The sequence below is a fragment of the Streptomyces sp. JLSY215 genome, assembly GCF_059682825.1.
Genome location: NZ_CM185022.1, coordinates 8,541,616 through 8,559,795, shown reverse-complemented (window position 1 = coordinate 8,559,795; position 18,180 = coordinate 8,541,616). Strand labels below are relative to the sequence as shown.

15 protein-coding genes and 8 pseudogenes are annotated in these 18,180 nt (G+C 68.3%); 13 read left to right on the top strand and 10 right to left on the bottom strand.

All coding sequences use genetic code 11. The features are described 5' to 3' along the window. The first annotated feature begins 100 nt into the window (after positions 1 to 100). Both AC5677_RS37680 and AC5677_RS37675 read left to right on the top strand, forming a co-directional pair. A complete protein-coding gene (locus tag AC5677_RS37680) occupies positions 101 to 577 on the top strand; it encodes a hypothetical protein (protein WP_497192380.1) in 477 nt (158 codons plus the stop codon). A 138-nt stretch (positions 578 to 715) separates the two neighbouring features. Next, positions 716 to 1,870 carry an oxygenase MpaB family protein gene (locus AC5677_RS37675; protein ID WP_497192379.1) on the top strand — a complete coding sequence of 385 codons (1,155 nt, stop codon included), beginning with the start codon at positions 716 to 718 and terminating at the stop codon, positions 1,868 to 1,870. Between the two features lie 303 nt (positions 1,871 to 2,173). On the opposite strand, the pseudogene AC5677_RS37670 reads toward AC5677_RS37675, so the two are convergent. Beyond that, positions 2,174 to 2,338: pseudogene (locus AC5677_RS37670) on the bottom strand (SDR family NAD(P)-dependent oxidoreductase); the annotation flags it as partial. Between the two features lie 355 nt (positions 2,339 to 2,693). After that, positions 2,694 to 3,008, bottom strand: a complete 315-nt coding sequence (locus AC5677_RS37665; RefSeq protein WP_497192378.1) for an ArsR/SmtB family transcription factor — start codon at positions 3,006 to 3,008, stop codon at positions 2,694 to 2,696. Between the two features lie 217 nt (positions 3,009 to 3,225). Between AC5677_RS37665 and AC5677_RS37660 the strand changes: the two genes are divergently transcribed. The 4 genes and pseudogenes from AC5677_RS37660 to AC5677_RS37645 all read left to right on the top strand — a co-directional run. After that, the gene (locus tag AC5677_RS37660; RefSeq protein ID WP_497192377.1) at positions 3,226 to 4,434 is read left to right on the top strand and encodes an MFS transporter; all 1,209 of its coding nucleotides are present in this window, start codon (positions 3,226 to 3,228) and stop codon (positions 4,432 to 4,434) included. 113 nt (positions 4,435 to 4,547) lie between these two features. Further along, positions 4,548 to 5,126, top strand: coding sequence for a hypothetical protein (locus AC5677_RS37655; protein ID WP_497192376.1), 579 nt, complete (start codon positions 4,548 to 4,550; stop codon positions 5,124 to 5,126). A 56-nt stretch (positions 5,127 to 5,182) separates the two neighbouring features. Beyond that, a pseudogene (locus tag AC5677_RS37650) lies at positions 5,183 to 5,547 on the top strand (transposase); the annotation flags it as partial. Next, positions 5,545 to 6,059, top strand: a pseudogene (locus tag AC5677_RS37645) (IS5 family transposase); the annotation flags it as partial. The pseudogenes AC5677_RS37650 and AC5677_RS37645, both read left to right, overlap by 3 nt. Before the next feature lie 63 nt (positions 6,060 to 6,122). On the opposite strand, the gene AC5677_RS37640 reads toward AC5677_RS37645, so the two are convergent. Continuing rightward, positions 6,123 to 6,458: a cupin domain-containing protein gene (locus tag AC5677_RS37640; RefSeq protein WP_497192375.1), complete on the bottom strand. Its 336-nt coding sequence runs from the start codon at positions 6,456 to 6,458 to the stop codon at positions 6,123 to 6,125. A gap of 72 nt (positions 6,459 to 6,530) precedes the next feature. Between AC5677_RS37640 and AC5677_RS37635 the strand changes: the two are divergent. Both AC5677_RS37635 and AC5677_RS37630 read left to right on the top strand, forming a co-directional pair. Beyond that, a pseudogene (locus AC5677_RS37635) lies at positions 6,531 to 7,041 on the top strand (helix-turn-helix domain-containing protein). 31 nt (positions 7,042 to 7,072) lie between these two features. Further along, a pseudogene (locus tag AC5677_RS37630) lies at positions 7,073 to 7,156 on the top strand (IS5/IS1182 family transposase); the annotation flags it as partial. Between the two features lie 268 nt (positions 7,157 to 7,424). Here the strand turns inward: AC5677_RS37630 and AC5677_RS37625 are convergent. Further along, entirely contained in the window at positions 7,425 to 8,171 is a 747-nt protein-coding gene (locus tag AC5677_RS37625; protein WP_497192374.1) for an SDR family oxidoreductase, read from the bottom strand. Positions 8,172 to 8,297: 126 nt separating this feature from the next. Between AC5677_RS37625 and AC5677_RS37620 the strand changes: the two genes are divergently transcribed. Continuing rightward, entirely contained in the window at positions 8,298 to 8,900 is a 603-nt protein-coding gene (locus AC5677_RS37620) for a TetR/AcrR family transcriptional regulator (RefSeq protein ID WP_497192373.1), read from the top strand. Between the two features lie 388 nt (positions 8,901 to 9,288). Here AC5677_RS37620 and AC5677_RS37615 read toward each other — a convergent pair whose 3' ends face one another. From AC5677_RS37615 to AC5677_RS37605, 3 genes and pseudogenes are all read right to left on the bottom strand, one after another. Continuing rightward, the gene (locus AC5677_RS37615; protein ID WP_497196903.1) at positions 9,289 to 10,410 is read right to left on the bottom strand and encodes a cytochrome P450; all 1,122 of its coding nucleotides are present in this window, start codon (positions 10,408 to 10,410) and stop codon (positions 9,289 to 9,291) included. Positions 10,411 to 10,542: 132 nt separating this feature from the next. Continuing rightward, a pseudogene (locus tag AC5677_RS37610) lies at positions 10,543 to 11,913 on the bottom strand (NAD(P)/FAD-dependent oxidoreductase); the annotation flags it as partial. Further along, positions 11,910 to 12,137, bottom strand: a complete 228-nt coding sequence (locus AC5677_RS37605; protein ID WP_497192372.1) for a ferredoxin — start codon at positions 12,135 to 12,137, stop codon at positions 11,910 to 11,912. The pseudogene AC5677_RS37610 and the gene AC5677_RS37605, both read right to left, overlap by 4 nt. Before the next feature lie 643 nt (positions 12,138 to 12,780). Here AC5677_RS37605 and AC5677_RS37600 point away from each other — a divergent pair. Next, positions 12,781 to 12,981, top strand: coding sequence for a GNAT family N-acetyltransferase (locus tag AC5677_RS37600; protein WP_497192371.1), 201 nt, complete (start codon positions 12,781 to 12,783; stop codon positions 12,979 to 12,981). 116 nt (positions 12,982 to 13,097) lie between these two features. Here the strand turns inward: AC5677_RS37600 and AC5677_RS37595 are convergent, their stop codons facing one another. Continuing rightward, the gene (locus AC5677_RS37595) at positions 13,098 to 14,399 is read right to left on the bottom strand and encodes a cytochrome P450 (protein ID WP_497192370.1); all 1,302 of its coding nucleotides are present in this window, start codon (positions 14,397 to 14,399) and stop codon (positions 13,098 to 13,100) included. Between the two features lie 327 nt (positions 14,400 to 14,726). On the opposite strand from AC5677_RS37595, the pseudogene AC5677_RS37590 reads away from it, so the two are divergent. Continuing rightward, positions 14,727 to 15,091, top strand: a pseudogene (locus AC5677_RS37590) (transposase); the annotation flags it as partial. Between the two features lie 41 nt (positions 15,092 to 15,132). Here the strand turns inward: AC5677_RS37590 and AC5677_RS37585 are convergent. Then, positions 15,133 to 15,753: a DinB family protein gene (locus AC5677_RS37585; protein ID WP_497192369.1), complete on the bottom strand. Its 621-nt coding sequence runs from the start codon at positions 15,751 to 15,753 to the stop codon at positions 15,133 to 15,135. Positions 15,754 to 16,121: 368 nt separating this feature from the next. Between AC5677_RS37585 and AC5677_RS37580 the strand changes: the two genes are divergently transcribed. Next, positions 16,122 to 16,508, top strand: coding sequence for a hypothetical protein (locus AC5677_RS37580; RefSeq protein WP_497192368.1), 387 nt, complete (start codon positions 16,122 to 16,124; stop codon positions 16,506 to 16,508). A 622-nt stretch (positions 16,509 to 17,130) separates the two neighbouring features. Here the strand turns inward: AC5677_RS37580 and AC5677_RS37575 are convergent. Continuing rightward, a complete protein-coding gene (locus AC5677_RS37575) occupies positions 17,131 to 17,340 on the bottom strand; it encodes a hypothetical protein (RefSeq protein ID WP_497192367.1) in 210 nt (69 codons plus the stop codon). A 244-nt stretch (positions 17,341 to 17,584) separates the two neighbouring features. Here AC5677_RS37575 and AC5677_RS37570 point away from each other — a divergent pair. Next, positions 17,585 to 17,850, top strand: a pseudogene (locus AC5677_RS37570) (SDR family oxidoreductase); the annotation flags it as partial. Positions 17,851 to 18,180 lie beyond the last annotated feature (330 nt).

Below are 18,180 nucleotides of genomic sequence, written 5' to 3'. Positions count from 1 at the left end.
CCTGTGACGGAGGTCATGATGGTGAGGGCCTGACCAGGTTGAAGACCTCTCGGGCAACGTAGCGTTCGAGGCCGTCGTCACTACCGGCACCTTGCTCGGCGTGGGCCCCGCGGACTCCCCCGACCGAGTCACCGGGGTCCTGGGGCCGGACTTCGGTGAGAACACCTTCGGCAACCGCAGCATGTGCCGTGACTACGGCCTCGCCGGGTTCCACTGGGACCGCGCGTGCGCCGACCACCCCTGGTCGGGCCACCACTTCACCCTGCAAGTGCACAGGCTCGCGCACCGGGACCGCGCCCTCGTCAACGAGACGCTCCGCGCCAAGTACGGGCGGTTCACCCCCAGGCCTCGATTCAAAAAGCTGCAACGCCTACTGGAGCGGCGCGGCGTCCCCCTTCCGGAGATCGCGGAAATCCCGGCGAACGCCCCGTACTTCCGAACTTTCCGGCAGCCCTGCCCATGGCACCTTGCTGGGTGGTTCCGGTGTGCGCCCCCTGAGTGCGCCCGGCGTACCGCCACGCCCCTCGTATGGGGCAACGTGGGCTGGAGTCGGCTCGGGCAAGATCCCCGCCGGTGACCTTGCCTTCGCGTGGCATGACCTGTGTTGTTCCGACGCTGCCGGGGGTGCGCTGTGCTGCGACACGCTGACCGCCGCCCTTACCGGGGCCAGGCCATGAAGGTCGCCTCTATTCATCGACGAGGACGGAGCTGTGCTGTGGCATTGACGACGGCGAACATTGCGGCCGAGCTGGAGGCCGCGAACAAGGTCGGTGACCCGGCCGCCGACACCCTGGTGTCCGATCTGATCGACAACCGGGAGGTCGACGGGGTCAACCACCTGTTCCGCACCATCAACAAGCTGGGCCCCGGCCAAGACCTCTCCCAACTGCCCGAGCGCCTCGCCCAGTTCCTTCGGGAGGCGCAGGCACCGCCGCCGGGCTGGAGCGAGGCGGACGTCAAGGCGGCGGAGAGCTTCTTCCGTCACCATCACGGGGAAGCGTCCATGCTCCAGGGCACCGTCGGCCTCATTGGGACCTATCTCTCGCCCACCGGCGCCTTCACCCTGCGCTCCACGGGCCGACTCGGAGGCGTGAAGGGACCGGGCCGGCGGCTTTCGCAGTCCTCGCGTCTGTTCCTCGGCATGGGCAACGAGAACGCCATGCGCGACGGCAGTCTTGCCGCCACCGTGACCAAGGTCCGCATGGTCCACGCCTCGGTGCGGCAGCTGCACAAGAAGAGCGGCGAGTGGGACTACGGCAAGTGGGGTGAACCGGTCTCCCAGAAGTACACCACCGGTGCCACCTGCGTCTTCAGCACCCAGATCCTTCAGGGCATGGCAAACCTGGGCCTGCACGTCTCCAAGGACGACGCGAACGGCTTCGTGGGCGCCTGGCACTACGTCAACCACTACCTCGGCACCCCGGAGAAGTGGCTCCTGCCCAAGAATGCGGATGAGGTCGAGCGCCTGTGGAACCAGGTGCGGGACGAGGAGTGGAAGAAGACCGACGACGGTGTGTTCATGACCGCGCAGGCCATCAAATTCTACCGGGACCTTGTCGGGCCCGGAGCCAGTGACGCCTACATTGCCTTGACCCGCGTGGCGCTCACCGACAAGTACGCCGACATGGCCGGCATCCCGAAGAGCCCCATCGACCTCGTGGCCGAACCCGCCGCTGTCGGCCACGGCCTCATCAGCAACACGGCCGGCGGACTGTTCGGCGAGACCGCCAAGAAGACCGTCGGCGTCAATCCCTACAAGGACATCCTCGGCGTCGCCTCCAAGGCGTTCAACGAAGTCGAAAACTACGCCCTCACCCACAACGAGGACGACCAGCCCCAGATGCACCAGGAACTGCACGACGACCGCTGACCCAGCAGGACAGCCCACGCGTGGGACATCCCGTCGGTCAATACGGGATGTCCCAGCACGGGGGCCGGTGCCCCTACTGCCTGGCCGATGTCGGGCGACGGGGCGCGGGCACCCCGTCCCCGGCGCCCAATCACCGCTGAAGTGACGCCCGCACCGCAACGGTATGCACCTTGCGCGGGAGCTGCCGGAAGATGAACGGCTTGCCTGCGGCGACCACATCCTCGACCGGATCGTAACCAACTCCCGTCTCCCCACCGCCGGCATCGGCACCATCGACCCAACTGCACCGCCGTCCAGCTACACCCCACCGAGCTCCGCCGCCAGCGCCTCCCCGGCCTCCGCCCTGCGCCGTGAGTGCACGACGGCCCGCATCCCGTCCGCAGCCAGCCTCCGCGCGACGGCCTGCCCGATCCCCGACGAGGACCCGCTGACCAGGGCGACGGGCCGATCCGCTTGTTCAGTCCTCATTGCCCGCGGATCCCGCCACGGCCTCCAGAGACCGAGCACCGGCGGAACCGCCCACCTCCACGAGCGACGCGAGCGGATGAACCGCGCTGCCTCTCCCACCGCCCGGAGTTCATCACCATCCGGCCAGGACCAAACGATCACGTTCGGAAAGCGGATGGCTTCTCAGAGATTTCCTGGTAGTTCTTGGGACTGTCTGGGCTTACAGAAGGACCGGCCTCCTCGTGGGGCAAGCAGCTCGGGCGTACCGCCCGACCCCTTTGGCGTCACCGAACAACGTCATGCCGGCCGCCCCTCACGATCCCCACTGACAACGTGCCTGGTGCGGAGGGTGTTCCGGGAGGGGACGGCGGGTTGTTCAGGCGGAGTCGATGTTGTCCAGCACTGCGCGCAGCAGTCCAGGGAATCGTTCCTCGAACTCGTCGGTGCGCAGTCGGGCGCTCTGTTTCTGACCTCGTTGCAGCCGGAGGAGGATCCCGCACTCCCGCAGAACGCGGAAGTGGTGGGAGGCGTTCGACTTGCTGATGTCCAGGGTGTTGTAGATGTCGGAACATTCCGTCTCGCCCTGGTGGGCGAGGAGTTCGACGATCCGGAGTCTGAGCGGATCACTCAGGCCGTGCATCGCGTCGGCAAGGCTGACATTGGCCAGCTCGGCGTGAAAGGTGTCTCGCATGGTGGGTGGCCTTCTTCAACCTCGCACCGAGGTTGTGTGGTGATGGGTACGGGTCGCCATTATTGACGCCTTTGCCGTCGCAGCCCATCACTGGAAGGCGGGCGCCATGGTCGATGGCTGGACAGCCCCTTCAACAGCGCGCGGGATATACGAGTTGAGCTAGTCCGGACGAAGCGCTGCCCTTACGAAGGTTCAATGATTCTTGTACTGTTGGACCATGAACTCAAGGATCTACCTCCTGGCTCTCGGTACGTTCACAGTGGGAACCGAGGGGTACGTGATCGCCGGCGTACTCCCTGATGTGGCGCACGACCTGCATACATCACTCTCCGTGTGCGGGCAGATGGTCACCATATTCGCACTGGTCTACGCACTCGCCGGGCCGCCATTAATCGGGCTGTTCCAGAACGTGCGGCCCAAACGGCTGCTCATCGGCGCCGCGTTGGGGTTCGCCGCGGCCAACCTGATCGCCGCGGTCGCGCCCGACATCGCCGCTCTGGCCGGCGCGCGCGTACTGGCCGCGATGGGGGCCGCGCTCTTCGCGGCTCCTGCGGCAGCGGCGGCCGCCGCCCTGTGTCCACCAAAAGACCTGCCACGGGCGTTCGCCGTGACGGCCGGGGGGAACGCACTTGCGCTCACCCTCGGCGCTCCGATCGGCACCATCGTGGGCGCCGGGTTCGGCTGGCGGGCGGCGTTCGGCTTTGTCACCCTTCTCGCACTGATCACCGCGGCGGCCGTGTGGGCCTGGCTCCCCGAGGTTCCCCCGTCCACGGCTTCGGCTGCCGGACGGCTCAACCTCCTGCGCCGGCCCCCGATCCGGTGGGGGCTGCTGACCACGCTGGGCCTCTTCCTGGCCGCGTACACCGTCTACACCTACCTATCGCCCGTGGTACACAAGGCAACCGGGCTCGGCAGCGAGGGCGTGGCCGCACTGATGATCGTCTTCGGCGCGGGCGGATTCCTCGCGGGACGGCTGATCGGCTCCGCGCTCTCCAGACATCCGATCGCGACGGTCCTGCGCACCGCCCTGCTCGTGATGGCCCTGCTCCTCGCGGTCCTCACCCTCACAACGTTCATGCACGTACCTGCCGTTGCCAAGGTCATTGCATTCCCGCTGCTGTTCACCCTCGGCGCGGCATGGTGGTCCGGTGGCATCAGCCAGCAGACGCGGCTCGCCGGCCTTGCGCCGCAGCAGCGGTCCCAGGCCCTGGGCCTGCACTTCTCCGCCCAGTTCCTGGGCGTAGCCATCGGTGGTGCGGTGGGCGGGCTCGCCCTCTCGGTGGCCGGTCCCGGCGCGGTGCCGACGGTCGCCGGTGGCATCGCTCTGCTCACCATCCTCAGCGTCCGGCAGCTCGTACCGGATGCGCGGCCGGACGGCTCCGCGGCCGCGGACCGCGGGCTGTCCAATGACGCGACACCTGTGTGATGAGCGGTGAGCCGCGGGCTCCGGAGTGCGCCCCCTCCGGAGCGACCCGCCTCATCAAACCTCGGCTCAACTCCCTTAACCACCAACAGCGTTACGCCAGCAAGGAGGCACCCATGGGCACAAACCGGCATGACTGGCTGTTCGGCACCGGTGCAACCTCCACCGAGAAGCTCCTGGCGCACGCGACGGCGGGGCTCGGTGCACTGGCACTGGTCCTGGCCGGGCGCCACGTGGGCTGGTCCTGGTGGCAGTGGGCCCTCGGACTGGCGTTGGTCTGGGACCTGGTGGGGGGCGTCGTGGCCAACGGACTCGACTCCGCCAAGAGTTTCTACCACTCGCCGCTGCCCCCGACCGAGCGGAGGAGCGTCCGCTTCATGCACCATCCGATCGGATTTACCGGCCTCCACATCCAGCCGATCCTCGCCGGGATCCTCTTCCCGGGCGGCACCTGGTGGTGGGGAGTGCTGTGGTGGGGCTGGGCCCTCATCGGAGCCATCGCCGTCGAAGCCGCACCAGAGCGGTTGCAGCGGCCGATTGCGCTGGCCGTCGTGGTCGCCGGCGCGATGGTCTCCCCGCTCCTTCCCGGCCCGGCCGGTCTGAGCTGGCTTCCTGTCGTGCTCCTGCTCAAGTTGGTGCTGGCACACGGTGTACCGGAAGGGAAAGGGGCGCCCCAAGGGGCAATCTCGGCGTGAAGTTCCGACGCGCGGGTTCAGGACGAACGGTGTTCTTGCCGTCGGCTGTCGACCGATCCGATCCGTTCTTCATCGACAAGGTCCGTGACGTCGTCGGATCTCTCTCGATCCGCCGGAGAAGGCTCTGGTCCTGTGTGTGGATGAGAAGTCGCAGACCCAGGCCCTGGGCCGGTGCCAGCCGGTGTTGCCGATGATGCCGGGACTGCCTGAACGCCGCAGTCACGACTACGTCCGGGCCGGCACCACAACCCTGTTCGCCGCCCTGGCGGTGGCCACCGGCAAGGTCAGCGGCTCCCTTCACCGCCGTGACCGGGCAGTCGAGTTCAAAAAGTTCCTGGCCAAGGTCGACAAGGAGGCCCCGGCCGACCTCGAAGTGCACCTGATCCTCGACAACTACGCCACCCACAAGACGGCCTCCATGACGACCGCGGAGTGGGTCCGGATGAAGCCGCCGCATCTGCCGAAGTCCGGTCGGCGGGGAGGCCGTTGGGCCGGCCACCGCAGAATCATCAACGAGATCCTGTCCCGCCATGGCACCGGGGTGCCACGGCGGGATCTGCCAGCGCGTTTCGGTCCGTGGAAGACCACGTACGAGCGGCACAGACGCTGGTCGGCGGACGGCGCGTGGGACGAGATCTTCGCGGCTGTCCTGGCCGACGCCGACGCGGAAGGCCGGATCAACTGGTCGATGGTGAGCCTCGATTCGACCTCCTGCCGGGCTCACCAGCACGGCGCCGGAGCCCGCAGGAGAGCGCCGCGGGTGGCCGGGAAAAAAGGCGCACCCCGGCAGCAACGCCCCGACGAGGGACTCGGACGCTCCCGGGGCGGCCTGACCAGCAAGATCCATCTCGCCGGTGACGGCGGACGCCGCCCTTGGCCCTGCTGATCACGCCCGGCCAGTGGGGCGACGCCCCGCAGCTCATCCCGATCCTGCTCCACGGCACCGTCACCGTTACCGCGATCCGACTTTGGCTGCGCCCATGATCCGGCGGACGGTTAGCCTTCTGGGTAGAAGAGGAACAGCGTGCAGCCGGTGGTGGTCGAGGGTACGTGCCACGACCCGGCCGGGGCGTGCAGGAACGTGCCGGCAGGGTAGTCGCGTGCTCCGTCGTTGAAGGTGCCGGCAACCACGTAGACCTCCTCCGGGCCGGGCTCGTGGACGTCTCGGTGCGGCCAGGAGGTACCCGCCTCCATCTCCAGCACGTTGGCGTGCGCGCCGGCCGGTCCCCGCCACAGAGGGTGCAGCCTGATCCCGGGGAACAGCTCACGGACCGGGGATTCGTCGACGGAGACGGAGGTGTAGCCCTCCTGCGCAAGGATCTCGGGGTGCATGCCTGCAACAGTGCCGTGCGCGGGCCGCGGCGGGACAGAGTCTGCGATGACATCGCGGGGTACTTTCCTGCCATGCATCGCGTGGTGGCCCTGGTACGGCCGGTGCAGTCGGTGTTCGAGCTCGGCTGCGCCGTCGAGGTCTTCGGTACGAAGCGGCCAGGAGTGCCGCAGCACTACGAATTTGAGGCGTGCACGGAGACGCCCGGCCCAGTGCCGACCACGGGCGGGTAGGCGATGTCCGTTTCGCAGGGCCTGTCGGCGCTCGAGGCTGCGGACACCGTGATCATCCCGGGTCGGCTGCCGGTGGAGGAGCCGCTCTCAGATGCCGTGCGCTGCTGCGGGCGCACGCGTGTGGGGCTCCCTGGCCCGACGCTTCGCCGAACAGCTCGACACGAGCCCGGGAGCATGGTTGCTCTCCCTTCGGGTGGCCGCAGTACGCACCCTGCTGGAGGAGACGGACTTGCCGGTCGAGGCGATCGCGGCCCGCGTCGGCCTCACCTCCGCGGTCAACCTGCGCCGCCGCTTCCGCGCCCAGACAGGCACGACCCCGGGAGCCTACCGGCGAGCGTTCCGGGTCCCGTGATCCGCCGGACACGCCCTAAGGTCTTCCGGGCGTAGCCACCCGTTTCGATAAGCGGGCGCACGTGTTTCACGGGACCGTGACCCTCGCTGCGGTCCGGCTGTGGCTCCGCTCCTGACCCGCCGGGGCCATGCGCTCCGTTGGCCTGCCGAGAGCTACGTGGATCACTGGCGACGTACCCAAGGGGGAGGCGCCCCGGCCTCGACTGACAACAGGGGAGGGATGGATGAGGCCCTCATCGTTGCGGAGTCTCAGCAGGCCGTCGCAAACAGCGATCGAGCTGAGGCTGCCTGCCGACCGACCAGCCTCATGGCAAGGCGCCGACCGGTGAGGCCGACGCCCGAGAACCAAGAGCCAGTGCCCAGGCGTCTCCCGAAGGCTTCGCCTCAGCGGCCCGTCGCAAGATTGGCACCGCCGGTGCAGTCCAGCACGACGCCGGTGACGAAGCCGTTCCCGGCGAGCATCCGGATGGCGCTCGCCACGTCCTCCGCCCGGCCGACACGGCCGGTCGGCGTCGTGGCGGCCAGGCCGTCGAAGAGCTCCTTGCGCTGATCGGCCGGAACGCGGTTCCACCACGGGGTGTCGATGACGCCCGGTGAGACCGCGTTGACCCGCAGCGGGGCCAGCTCGACGGCCAGTGGCGGCACCATCGCCTCCAGCGCACCGTTGATCGCGGCGAGTCCCGCTGTGCCGGGGAACGCCGCACGTGCCGATGCCGCGCCGACCAGGGTCACCGAACCCTCCCGGCGCATCCGGGGCAGGGCGGCCTGCAGGATGCGTACGTACGGCCAGAACTTGCCGTCGAAACCGGCCGCGAGGTCCGTCAAGTCCAGTTGAGCGAAAGGGCCACTACCCGCAGAGCTGCTGAGCGCCAGCACCAGATGGTCGACCGGCCCCGATTCGGCGAAGAAACCGTCGACGTCCGTCTGGTCGGCGCCGTCCATCCGGTACGCCGTCGTCTTGCCGCCGATGCGCTCGACTGCCTGGTCGAGTCGTTCCCGGCTGCGCCCGGTGACGATCACCTCCGCACCGTCCGCGGCGAACCGCGCTGCCGTCTCCTCGCCGATGCCGGAGCTGCCGCCCATGACGACGACGCGCTGTCCGGTCAGTTCCCCCGTGCCGTTTTGAAGCATGGCTTGCCCTTACCTGTCGATTTTGACGAGACTATCGGTCTCGACAAATTCTTATCGAGACTGCCGGTCTCGTCAAGGGTTTAGGATCAAGACGAGGGCCAGCCGCCGAGTACCAAGGATCGAGTCATGGACAACCACCGCCCCCACACCGGTCGACGCCGCAACGAACACGTCCGTCAGGCGATCCTTGACGGCGCGCTGCGTCTGCTCGCTTCCGCGCAAGGCAGCCCCGTCACCGTGGAGGCGATCGCGCGTGAGGCGGGAGTGGGAAAACAGACCATCTACCGCTGGTGGCCCTCGAAAGGTGCCGTCCTGCTGGAGGCGCTGACCGACCGCGCGGAAGAAGCGGCCCCGTCACCCGACACCGGCAGCCTCCACGGCGACCTCCGCGCCGTCATCGCCGCGACATTCGTCGGCGCCCAGGACCCGTCTACCGCCCCCGCCCTGCACACTCTCGTACGCGAAGCAGCCCGCGACCCCCATCTCGCCGAGTTGATGCAGGCGTTCACCGGCACCCGACGGGCCGTGCTGCGAGAAGTGCTCACCCGCGGCCGGGAACGCGGTGAATTGCCCGCCGGGCGCGACCTCGACCTGATGGTCGATCAGGTATACGGGGTGTTCTGGTACCGCTTCCTTCTCGGGCACGCCCCCCTGACGGAGGAGATCGCCGACCGTCTCACCGACTCGCTCATCGCACCGGGCTGCACAGGCGGCCCGGCCGGCGCTTGAGGTCCCCACCTCGGAGCGGCGGCGCCATGACCCGCCTCGGACGTTTGCCCGGGAGAGCATCAGGCCCCACTGGGCAGGCGTCCAGGACCGTCCGACGCCCCGCTCCGGCGCTACCCGCTCCGCCTGTCTCCCCCGCCCCGTAGTCACCTGCGAGGCGCCGCAACGGCCGCATTCCGGAGGCCGACACGTTGTTCGGGCCCGGCAGAGACGCCAGCCGGGTCGGCGCACCTTGGCGTCCGTGCCGCCATGGGGTCGTCACGCGACGCGAACGTGCAAGGCAGCAGCGGTGAATACCGTGAGGATCACCAGCGTCGCGTCCACGGCCGACACTGCTTTCACCAGCCACCGCCGTCCGCGGCGCGACCGTGCAACTGCCCTCGGCTGCCGGTCAACCGTCACCCTGCTCGACGTCCAGATGGAGCGGCCCCCGAAGAACGGGGCTGGGCCGGTACGGCGGCGGGTCGGCGACCAGCCTGGGTCGGTCGAGACGCCGCACCAACTCGGTCAGCGCGATCTGGGTTTCCCGTCGGGCCAGCGGGCCGCCGAAGCACAGGTGGATGCCGCTGCCGAACCCCAGGTGCTGGTTGTCATGCCGGTCCGGGTCGAAGCGGTCCGGGTCGTGGAAGCGCTTCGGGTCGCGGCTGCCCGAGGCCAGCATGAGCATGATCTGCGAGCCCTTGGGGATGACGGTGTCGGCGACGGTGACGTCGCTGTACGCCGTCCGCCAGGGAATGATCTGCACGGGGGGCTCGTAGCGCAGCAGTTCCTCGACCAGCGGCACGACCAGATCCGGTTCGTCGCGCAGTCGCTGCAGCACCTGCGGGTGGCGCAGCAGCGTCAGCATGCCGTTGGTGATGAGGTTGACGACGGTCTCATGGCCGGCGACGAGGAACAGTCTGGCGGTGGCGACGATTTCGGCGTCGGCCATCCGACCCTCGGGACCGTCGTCGTTGGCCAGCCGTGACAGCAGGCCGTCTCCCGGCCGGCCGTGACTCCGCTCCACCAACTCGCCGAGGCATTGGAGCAAGTCCTTGCGGGCCTGTACGCCCTTCTCCAGTTTCTCCTTCGGGTCGGTCTCGGGGTCGTAGTCGATCGAGTTCATGATGTCGTGCACCCAGAAGTGGAACCTCGGCTCGTCCTCGCGTGGCACGCCGAGCAGGTGACAGGTCACGGTTACGGGGAGCGGGAAGGCGAAATCGTCGACGACGTCGATCTGCTCCTTGCCCGCCAAATCGTCGATCAGGCTGCCGACGGTGGCGGTCAGGAAGCCGTCAAATCCGGTCACCAGCCCAGGGGTGTGCGGGGGGCCGAAGTGACGCATCGCCATACGCCGCAGGCGATCGTGCTCGGGCGCGTCCATGTGGATGAACGACGACGTGGCCACTCCCTCGGGTGCAGGCGGCGGACGCGACAGATTGCACAGGTCGGAACTCAGATGCGGGTCATTCAGTACGTCCGTGATCTCGCGATAGGTGCTGATGACGTAGCTGCCGTCCTCCTGCCGGGCCACCGGCGTCCTGCGCAACTCGGCATACAGCGGGTAGGGGTCGGCCCGGGCGGAGTAGTCGAAGATCCGTTGCAGCGTGTTGGGAGTCCCGGTCGCGGTCGTCCGGCCTTCCTCCTGCCGACGCTGGCGCACGGCCGTGACGCGGCGCTCACCCGGGTCATGGCCTGTGACGACCACCGTGGCGCCCTGCGCGAGCAGGGCGGGGCCGGGGAAGTCGACGGGCACCGGTTTCCTGTCGGCCGGCTGGTCCGGCGTGGGGCAGGGGGGCGGGAAAGGTGCGGCCGTCTCGATCAGCCGTCGGTAGTGGTTCAGCCACTTGCCGTTGTTGAAGCTCACCGCTGCGGTGACCCGGCCCTGGTAGCCGTATGCGGTGACGAATCGGTGGTCGTCCAGCGATCCCTGGGTGACGACCACCTCGTCGGCGAAGGTCGGCACGCCGACGGACTTGATGTTGACGCCGAACTGGATCGACCAGAACAGCGGGATGGACAGGTGAGGCCAGTGGTCCGCCTGGGCACTGACCATGTTGTGTGCCGCGACCTCTGCTTGCTCCACGGCGTTGGCCCAGTGCTCCTGTGAGATGAGCCGGTGTTCGTAGATGGGGCTCGGGCAACGTGCCACGTCTCCCGCGGCGAAGACGTCGTCGGTGACGCGGCCATTGATGTCGAGGGCGCGGCAGCCCGTGTCACAGGTGATTCCCCACATGCCCGCCGCCAGCCCCGACTCCCGCAGCCACTCGGTGTTGCGGATGCTCCCGAGTGCCACCACCGCCACATCGGCGTCGACCGTGCTGCCGTCGTCGAAGTGAGCACGGCGAAACCGTCCCTGCGCGTCGCCCTCCAGCCGGGCGACCTTGGCACCGCACCGCAGGTCGACACCGTGAGCGCGCTGCATATCGGCCGCAACCTCGCCGATCATGGCGCCGAGCGCCCCGACCAGCGGGGCCGGCGCGAGTTCGGCGACGGTCACCGGGATGTCCCGCTCCCGGCAGACGGAGGCGACCTCGGAGCCGATGAATCCCGCACCGATGACCAGCACACGGGAGGGCCCGGCGGCGAGGGCCCGCTGCAGGCCCTCGGCGTGCTCACGCTTCCGTACGACGAACACGCCCTCCAGGGCCGCCTCGGACTCGACGAACCACGGCCGGGCCCGTACCCCGGTGGAGATCAGCACCCGGTCGAAGGGAACCTCGCGTCCGTCGGCGAGACGCACGTGATGCGTCGCGAGGTCCAGCCCGCTGGCGGGCACGCCCAGCAGCCACTCCGCATCGATGCCACGGCTGCGGGGCAAAGTGGTGCCCCCGGCCGGCACCCACCCGGTCAGTACCTGCTTGGAGAGGGGAGGCCGGTCGTAGGGCTCGCCCAGCTCGTCACCGATCATGGTCAACGATCCGGTGAAACCCTCGTCCCGCAGAGCCTCCGCGGCCCGCAGCCCCGCCAGCGAAGCCCCGACGACCACGATGCGGCCATCGCGCTTGAACGCACGCAGGTCGTCGGCACTGGTCATGACGGCGACGCCTCCGCCGGTGCGTGCCGCGCCTCCAACTGGTCGACCAGGATCGCCTGGACCGGGCAGGCCGCCGCGGCGCGTAGCACCTGGTCACGCTGGGCGTCGTCGGGGTTCGGGGCGTACATGAGCGCTTCCTCACCGTGCATCCGGAACGCCTCCGGAGCCAGGAACGCGCACTGCGCATACCCCTCGCATCGGGAAAGATCAACGACGACTTTCACCCCGACCTCCACAGGGAGTGGGAGCTGCAGACCTCAAGCCGGCGCCACTCCGGCGCGCCACGAGGGAGGATCCGGCCGCTGCCGACCCCTGCGAAGTACGAGGGGGCGCACCGCGCTCGTCGGGTCTCCACGGAAAGAATTGATCATCGCGGCCAAGGCGCTCGACGCCTGACCGGGGACGGACGTATCCCTGGTTGCGGCTGCATTTTGGTTACGCAAGCGGCGCTCTTTTGGATTGCCGTTTCGACGGAAACCGTGTGGCACGGTGCGCCGGAATAACGTCAGAGAACCAGCGTAACAGCGGCACCGATACCGGCGAGTCCGATGGCCTGGGAGACGAATACCTGCCATCCAACGTTGACCTCAACAACGCTGGACAGCGGCGTACCTCGGTAGAGAACCGGCGTACGCGGCACGGCAGCGAGACGCCGAGTCTGCGGAGGTCGGATCGAACTCCTGAAGCGGTGACCGGCGGCATCCCCATGCCCTTCGCGTGCCCACTCGCCAGGACTCGGGCAGCGGCGCTTCGAGCCCGACGATTGGACGGCGTTCGCGCGTTTCGCCGACGATGACGGGCCGCGAGGGGGCCGGCTGGATCTGCCGCGGTCCGCCGAGAACTACCCTGCCTGGGCGAAGGCGCTTCATGTTCGCCGAGCGGCGCCATCACAAAGGTCTGGCGGCGGTTTTGGCCCACGCGGTGATGGCCCACAACGAGGCATCGCCGGCACTTTTTCGTGGGCTCGGCTTCACCGAGGAGGGGCGCTTGCGGGAACACGTTTTCTTCGCCGGCCAGCACCACGACCTCGTCATGATGGGCATGCTCGTCAACGAGTTCGACCGGTGACACACGATGAGCGAAGCATGAACCGGTGATCCGAGAGCGTGCGGAACGACACTCGGGCTTGATCGACGTTCGTTGTACGCGGGTGGAGGCGGCTGCCACCGAAGGCAGAACTGCCCTCAGCCGCGCAAGGTGGCACGCAGGTGCAGGCCGGTGGTTGCGAGGCCTTCGAAGGTGGTGAGCCGGTAGCCGGGTTCCGCGCCGGGCGGCTCGCTCAAGTGGTAGAGGCGGGCGGTCTGCGCGGTCATGAGCGTGAGCATGGCCATGGCCAGTGCGGCTCCCTCGCAGCCGTGCGGCCCGGTACCGAAGGCGAGGAAGACCCCGGGTTTCGCCGGCGAGCCCGAATCGTCGAGCCAGCGTTCGGGCCGGAACCGGTCCGGCTCGGGGTGTTCCCGTGCGTCGCGGTGGGCGGTGTAGGGGCAGACGAGAACGGTGGACCCGGCGTCGATGGTGTAGTCGGCGAGCTGAGTCTGCCGCGTGGCGCGCCGGGTGAGCAGCCAGCTCGGGGGGTGCAGTCGGAGCACTTCGCGCACCAGCGCCTGGGTGTATTGCAGGTTGTCGAGGTGGGTGCTGGTCGTCGTGGCCGGGTCGGCGGGCAGCAGGGCGGCTTCGGCCGCGACGCGGTCCGCGGCCTGGGGGTATCGGGCCAGGTGGAGCAGGATCCATCCGGCTGCCCGGGAGGGTGTCTCGAAGGTGGCGACGGTGATTCCGGGGAGGGTGTCGAGGACGGCTTCTTCCGACAGCGGACCGTAGCGGGAGGAGGGCCGGAGCAGCTGTCCCAGCACGTCGTCACCGAGCAGCCCCGATGAACGGCGTCGGCGGACGATGGGCCGCAAAGCGTTGGTGAAGGCAACTTGCCGCCGTGTGCGGAACCGCCGTGCCGGTGTGGGCATCCAGCGCGGCCACACCCAACGCGAGGGACGTACGAGCACCTCCCGCGCCACGAAGAGCTGCCAGGCGAAGGGCAGCAGGGCGGGAGCGTCCTCGGAGAAGAGGAAGCGCACGCCGATCTCTGCCAGGACGGGCCGGACCAGGGGCAGAATCTCGACGTCCCGGCCCGTGGGCCACTGATCGGCAAATCGAGCGGTCCCCGGCGCGATCTCGCCGATCCGGGCCGCAACCGCCTGCGGCCGCAGTCCGCGCATGCGAGCGGCGCGAGCGTGCGCACGCTCCTCGGGCATCGGCGCTCCGCCGGCGCCTTTCAACGGCGGGAAGAGGGGCGAGGACGGCTTGGGGAAGTCCTGCGCGCGGCGCAGGGCCGCTTCACACACCCCGGCCGTAGCGGCTACGTAGACACCCGGCTCCAGCTGCCAGACGTCCCCGCACTCGTCAGCGCCACGGCGCGCCAGTCCCAGCCGGTCGCGGCTCCAGGCCGCGAAGCTGCCTCCGGCCAACCGCGGCGGCTCATTCACTCGGCCCATGGGATCGCCCCCGACATCTCGTACCAGTCAGGCCGAGATCGCTATCGCCGGCAGCGCGGCCAGGAGCCGGCGGAAACCCGGGGGCGCCCGCCGACCGTGTGGTCACACCCTGTCGCCGGTGTGCGTGCCCCAGTCGTGGGCCCCGTACGCACCGTAGTTGCGAGTGAAGGACAACTTGGCGAGCAGCTTGGCAATCATGAGGCACTCCTCTCGCTTGCCTTCAGCGCCATGTGCCGTACGTTCACGTTTTTCACACATAGCACATATGGCGTATTTTAGAGCATTGGCCGCACACGTGGATACATGGCGCGTGCTTGCGTGCCGGGCCTGGACACCCGGAGTGTCCACGCGGCCGCCGGGGTCCCGCGTCCGCGACGGGCCGGGACGCGGCGAAACGGGTTCCGGGCCGCAAGCGGGGCCTTGCCGTGGACGTGCTCGGACTGGTCATCGCGGTGGTTGCCCTCGCCACGAGCGCACGCGACAACGCCGCGGGCATCGCCCTGCTCGACGAGGTCGCCGAGAACGGCGAGAACGCCGACGGAACCGTCGAGAGGGTGCTGGCCGATCAGGGCTTCAAGAGCCAGCTCGTGATGCGCGGCACCCGTCTGGGCATCGACGTCGACATCGTCCAACGCAATCCGCAGGAGACGGGGTTCGCGCCACAGCCGAAGCGGTGGAGGGTCGAGCAGACCTGACCTGGCTGCTGCGCTGCACAAGTCGCTGAGGGTGAAAGTCAGCGATGTCGGGCGCGGTAGAGGTCGCGCAGCAGGGCGATCTCGGCCCCGTGGTGCAGCAGTTCCTGGTTGACCCACCACACAATGTCGATGAACGGCTCGTCCGGGTCACTGCCGTGCGGGTAGGTGCAATACCCAATGGTGTCGAGTGCGGCGTCGTCAACGCTCATCAGCGCCGTCCGCCAGGCCGCGGCACCGGCGCCGAAGGCGGCGACCGCCCCTGCGGCGTCCCCGCTGGCGGAGTAGTCGTCGCGAGTCAGCGCGTGCCCGCCGGCCGTGTGGTCGGCGCGCAGGGTCAACATCTCGCTGAGGTGGCTCAGGCGCCATGCGATGGTGGTGAAAGGCGGGGGCCAGGGGTGCGGGTACGAGGCGGCGTCGCGTCCCCAGTCGCCGGTGCCGGCCAGGAGCGTCGCGCGAGGCCCTGGCCCGTTCACGCGCCGCCGTACCGACCAGCAGTCGGGCACCGGCTCCCAGAGGTATTCCTCGTCGGTCATAGGGCCGACCTTGGTATCCGTCCCGTCGCCGCTGTCCATGACGGGCCCTGTCATGCGGTCGGCGAGGCGCTCGCATGCGAAGTCGAACTGATCCAGCAACGGGGACAGGCGGGAGGGTGTCGTCATTGGATGCTCCTGTGCCGAACTGGTCCGGGGCGATCCGTCAGCGTGGCACAGCCGGCACCACAGCCGCGAATCATTTTCTGGGGTCCCAAGCCTGAGCGAAACAGGCTCGCCGGCCGGACCGCCCGTTGGCGAACGACGTGATCACATCTCATCCAGCAGTTACAGGACAACGCTCAGCTATCGGTGCTGGAGTAGTAGCTGTACTTGTCTGCGAGGACCATGCCGTGTTGCCAACTCCTCTTTTACACAAGGCAGTTGAAAAGCAAATCATTGACACCACCGGAGCCGAAACCCTAGGCTCGGCCGCCAACTACCGGCTATGGAACCGTTATTCACCATCTGGGTGAAACAACTGTGGAGGTAATTCAGTGAGGACCAAGCGACTGGTCGGTGCGGCCATTGCAGGAGTAGCGTTGTCGGCTATTGTCGCCGCGCCTGCGATGGCGGATACCGCGGTCACCGGCGGCAACGTGGAAATGGTCATATTCGGCAGCGGCTACCACGTCAACAAGGTGACGATTCACGGCGTTCCGGAACTTCAGGGGCCCGCGCAGTACGAGTTCATCTACTCCGCCACGACCTCGCCGACCAAGACGTACACGATGATTTGCGGCGGTAGCAGCACGGGCAACAGCTGTAGTCACAACTTCACCATCAACGCCACGTACTCGCACGGGGTCGGCATCAAGAGCTGCGGTCAGATCAAGCGCATCGACAACAATCAGAGCATGGGGGTTGCCTGCAAGAAGTGGTGATTCGGTGAACTCGGCTGAGCAGAGCCGGCCATGACGCGGCGGCATTGCTCAGCCGTTCCCATGAGTGGGTTGATCGTCCGGTTCCATCCAGGCCGATGACGGCGGCGGGCGATAACGAGGGGCAACCGGGCTCGTGCGTCGGCTTGTCCGAGGCGTCGTGCACCGGCTTGGTCGCGGTCTTGGAATTGGTGACGGTCACGGCCACCGGGGCGCCGGGGACCGCGGTGAACGTCTTGGACGGCTTTGGAGGTCGTGGCCGGCGGGAGCCTTGATCGGCTTGACCCAGAAGTCCGAAGCCCGCGACCTCATCAGCCAGATGGCGAAGCCCTGGTCCGCTCTGGGCCCGCGACATCGGGCTGTGGGCCCGGTGCGGCTCGCCCCGCGACGGGAACAGGTCCACGAACTCCTCGTCGGTGAGCAACCGTCCCGGCTCGGCCCAGTCCCGGATCGCCAGGGTTCCCTTCGCCGCACAGACATCGTCAGCCGCCACATACGGCAATGTCGGCCTTCACGACCACAACCAGGTCTTGAAGGCCGACGTCACACAGGACCCTGAATTACCCCACGCCGGCCCGCGGTGGTGCCGCGGCCCAGTGGATGAGCACCGTGCTAGCTCTGTATCTCAGCCGTGGATCGGGCCCAGGGGGATGTCGGAGACCGTGAGGCTGACGGACTTCACGGAGCCGCCGGTCAGGACGGGGATGCCATTGGGGCCGGGGGCGAACGTGGCGGTCAGGCCCTCCACGGAGCCACTGACGGAGAGACCACCCGCGACGCTGTCGAGGTCGTCGTCGGCTATCTCACGGGTCTCGATGCGGGACGTGTTGCTCATGAAGTTGAGCGTCCTTCCTCTGTAGTGGTGGGTCGCACATGCGTGGCGCACTGCGGCGGAACCCACGGACGGCGTCGACGCTAACCATGGCTGATCAAATTCCGGTGAAATCGCTGGTGAGTGTGGTGATGCTGCGTGGATCGCCGTGGGGCAGGCTGCGGTGCTGAGTCCGCTCGGGACGTTGGGGGCCTGGCAGGGTGGGCAGGACCGGGCAGGTGCTGTGTCCGGTCCGGTGCAGGTCTGGGAGGGTGGGCCACTGGGCATCCGCGCCAACATCGTTGCCGCAGGCGTCATCGAGACCGATTTCCTCGACACGATCCGCTCCGACGGCCGTGCCTACCTGGCGTCCTTCGCCGACACGCAACCCCTGGGCCGAGTGGCACAGCACGAAGAGATCGCCGAAGTCCTGTGCTTCCTCGCCTCACCACGCTCCAGCTTCATCACAGGAACGCGGCCGGCGCCCGGCAGTTGGGAGCCGTGGTCGCGGCTGACGGCGGCTTCACCGCGCTCCAGTGCCGCATCAGGCAATGTGTCTGTGGCGAGCTGCAAGCGGACCAAGTGCGTCGTCCGTCAGGAACTCATCGACGTCGTCGCCTGCATCCAGCGAACAAACCGGCCGAGCCCCGAGGCGGCGATAGTCACCCGCACCGCCCCACACCGCCCCACACCGCCCCCGCGCACAGATCGCCGCGGAGAAGACGCAGCACTTCGAGGAGGTGCTGCAGAAACTGACGGAGCGGGAGCGGTGTCAGGCACAGGCGCTGGAGCGGCTAGTTTGTGTGCAGGACTGGTACGCAGGCCCGTGGTGGCAGAGGTGCACGGGGGACGAGAGGTCGGGAA

Coding starts and splice junctions, on each gene's coding strand:
- AC5677_RS37600 (WP_497192371.1), top strand. CDS start 12,781: ATGTTCGCCGAGCGGCGCCATCACAAAGGTCTGGCGGCGGTTTTGGCC.
- AC5677_RS37625 (WP_497192374.1), bottom strand. CDS start 8,171: ATGCTTCAAAACGGCACGGGGGAACTGACCGGACAGCGCGTCGTCGTC.
- AC5677_RS37575 (WP_497192367.1), bottom strand. CDS start 17,340: ATGAGCAACACGTCCCGCATCGAGACCCGTGAGATAGCCGACGACGAC.
- AC5677_RS37620 (WP_497192373.1), top strand. CDS start 8,298: ATGGACAACCACCGCCCCCACACCGGTCGACGCCGCAACGAACACGTC.
- AC5677_RS37660 (WP_497192377.1), top strand. CDS start 3,226: ATGAACTCAAGGATCTACCTCCTGGCTCTCGGTACGTTCACAGTGGGA.
- AC5677_RS37595 (WP_497192370.1), bottom strand. CDS start 14,399: ATGGGCCGAGTGAATGAGCCGCCGCGGTTGGCCGGAGGCAGCTTCGCG.
- AC5677_RS37585 (WP_497192369.1), bottom strand. CDS start 15,753: ATGACGACACCCTCCCGCCTGTCCCCGTTGCTGGATCAGTTCGACTTC.
- AC5677_RS37640 (WP_497192375.1), bottom strand. CDS start 6,458: ATGCACCCCGAGATCCTTGCGCAGGAGGGCTACACCTCCGTCTCCGTC.
- AC5677_RS37655 (WP_497192376.1), top strand. CDS start 4,548: ATGGGCACAAACCGGCATGACTGGCTGTTCGGCACCGGTGCAACCTCC.
- AC5677_RS37665 (WP_497192378.1), bottom strand. CDS start 3,008: ATGCGAGACACCTTTCACGCCGAGCTGGCCAATGTCAGCCTTGCCGAC.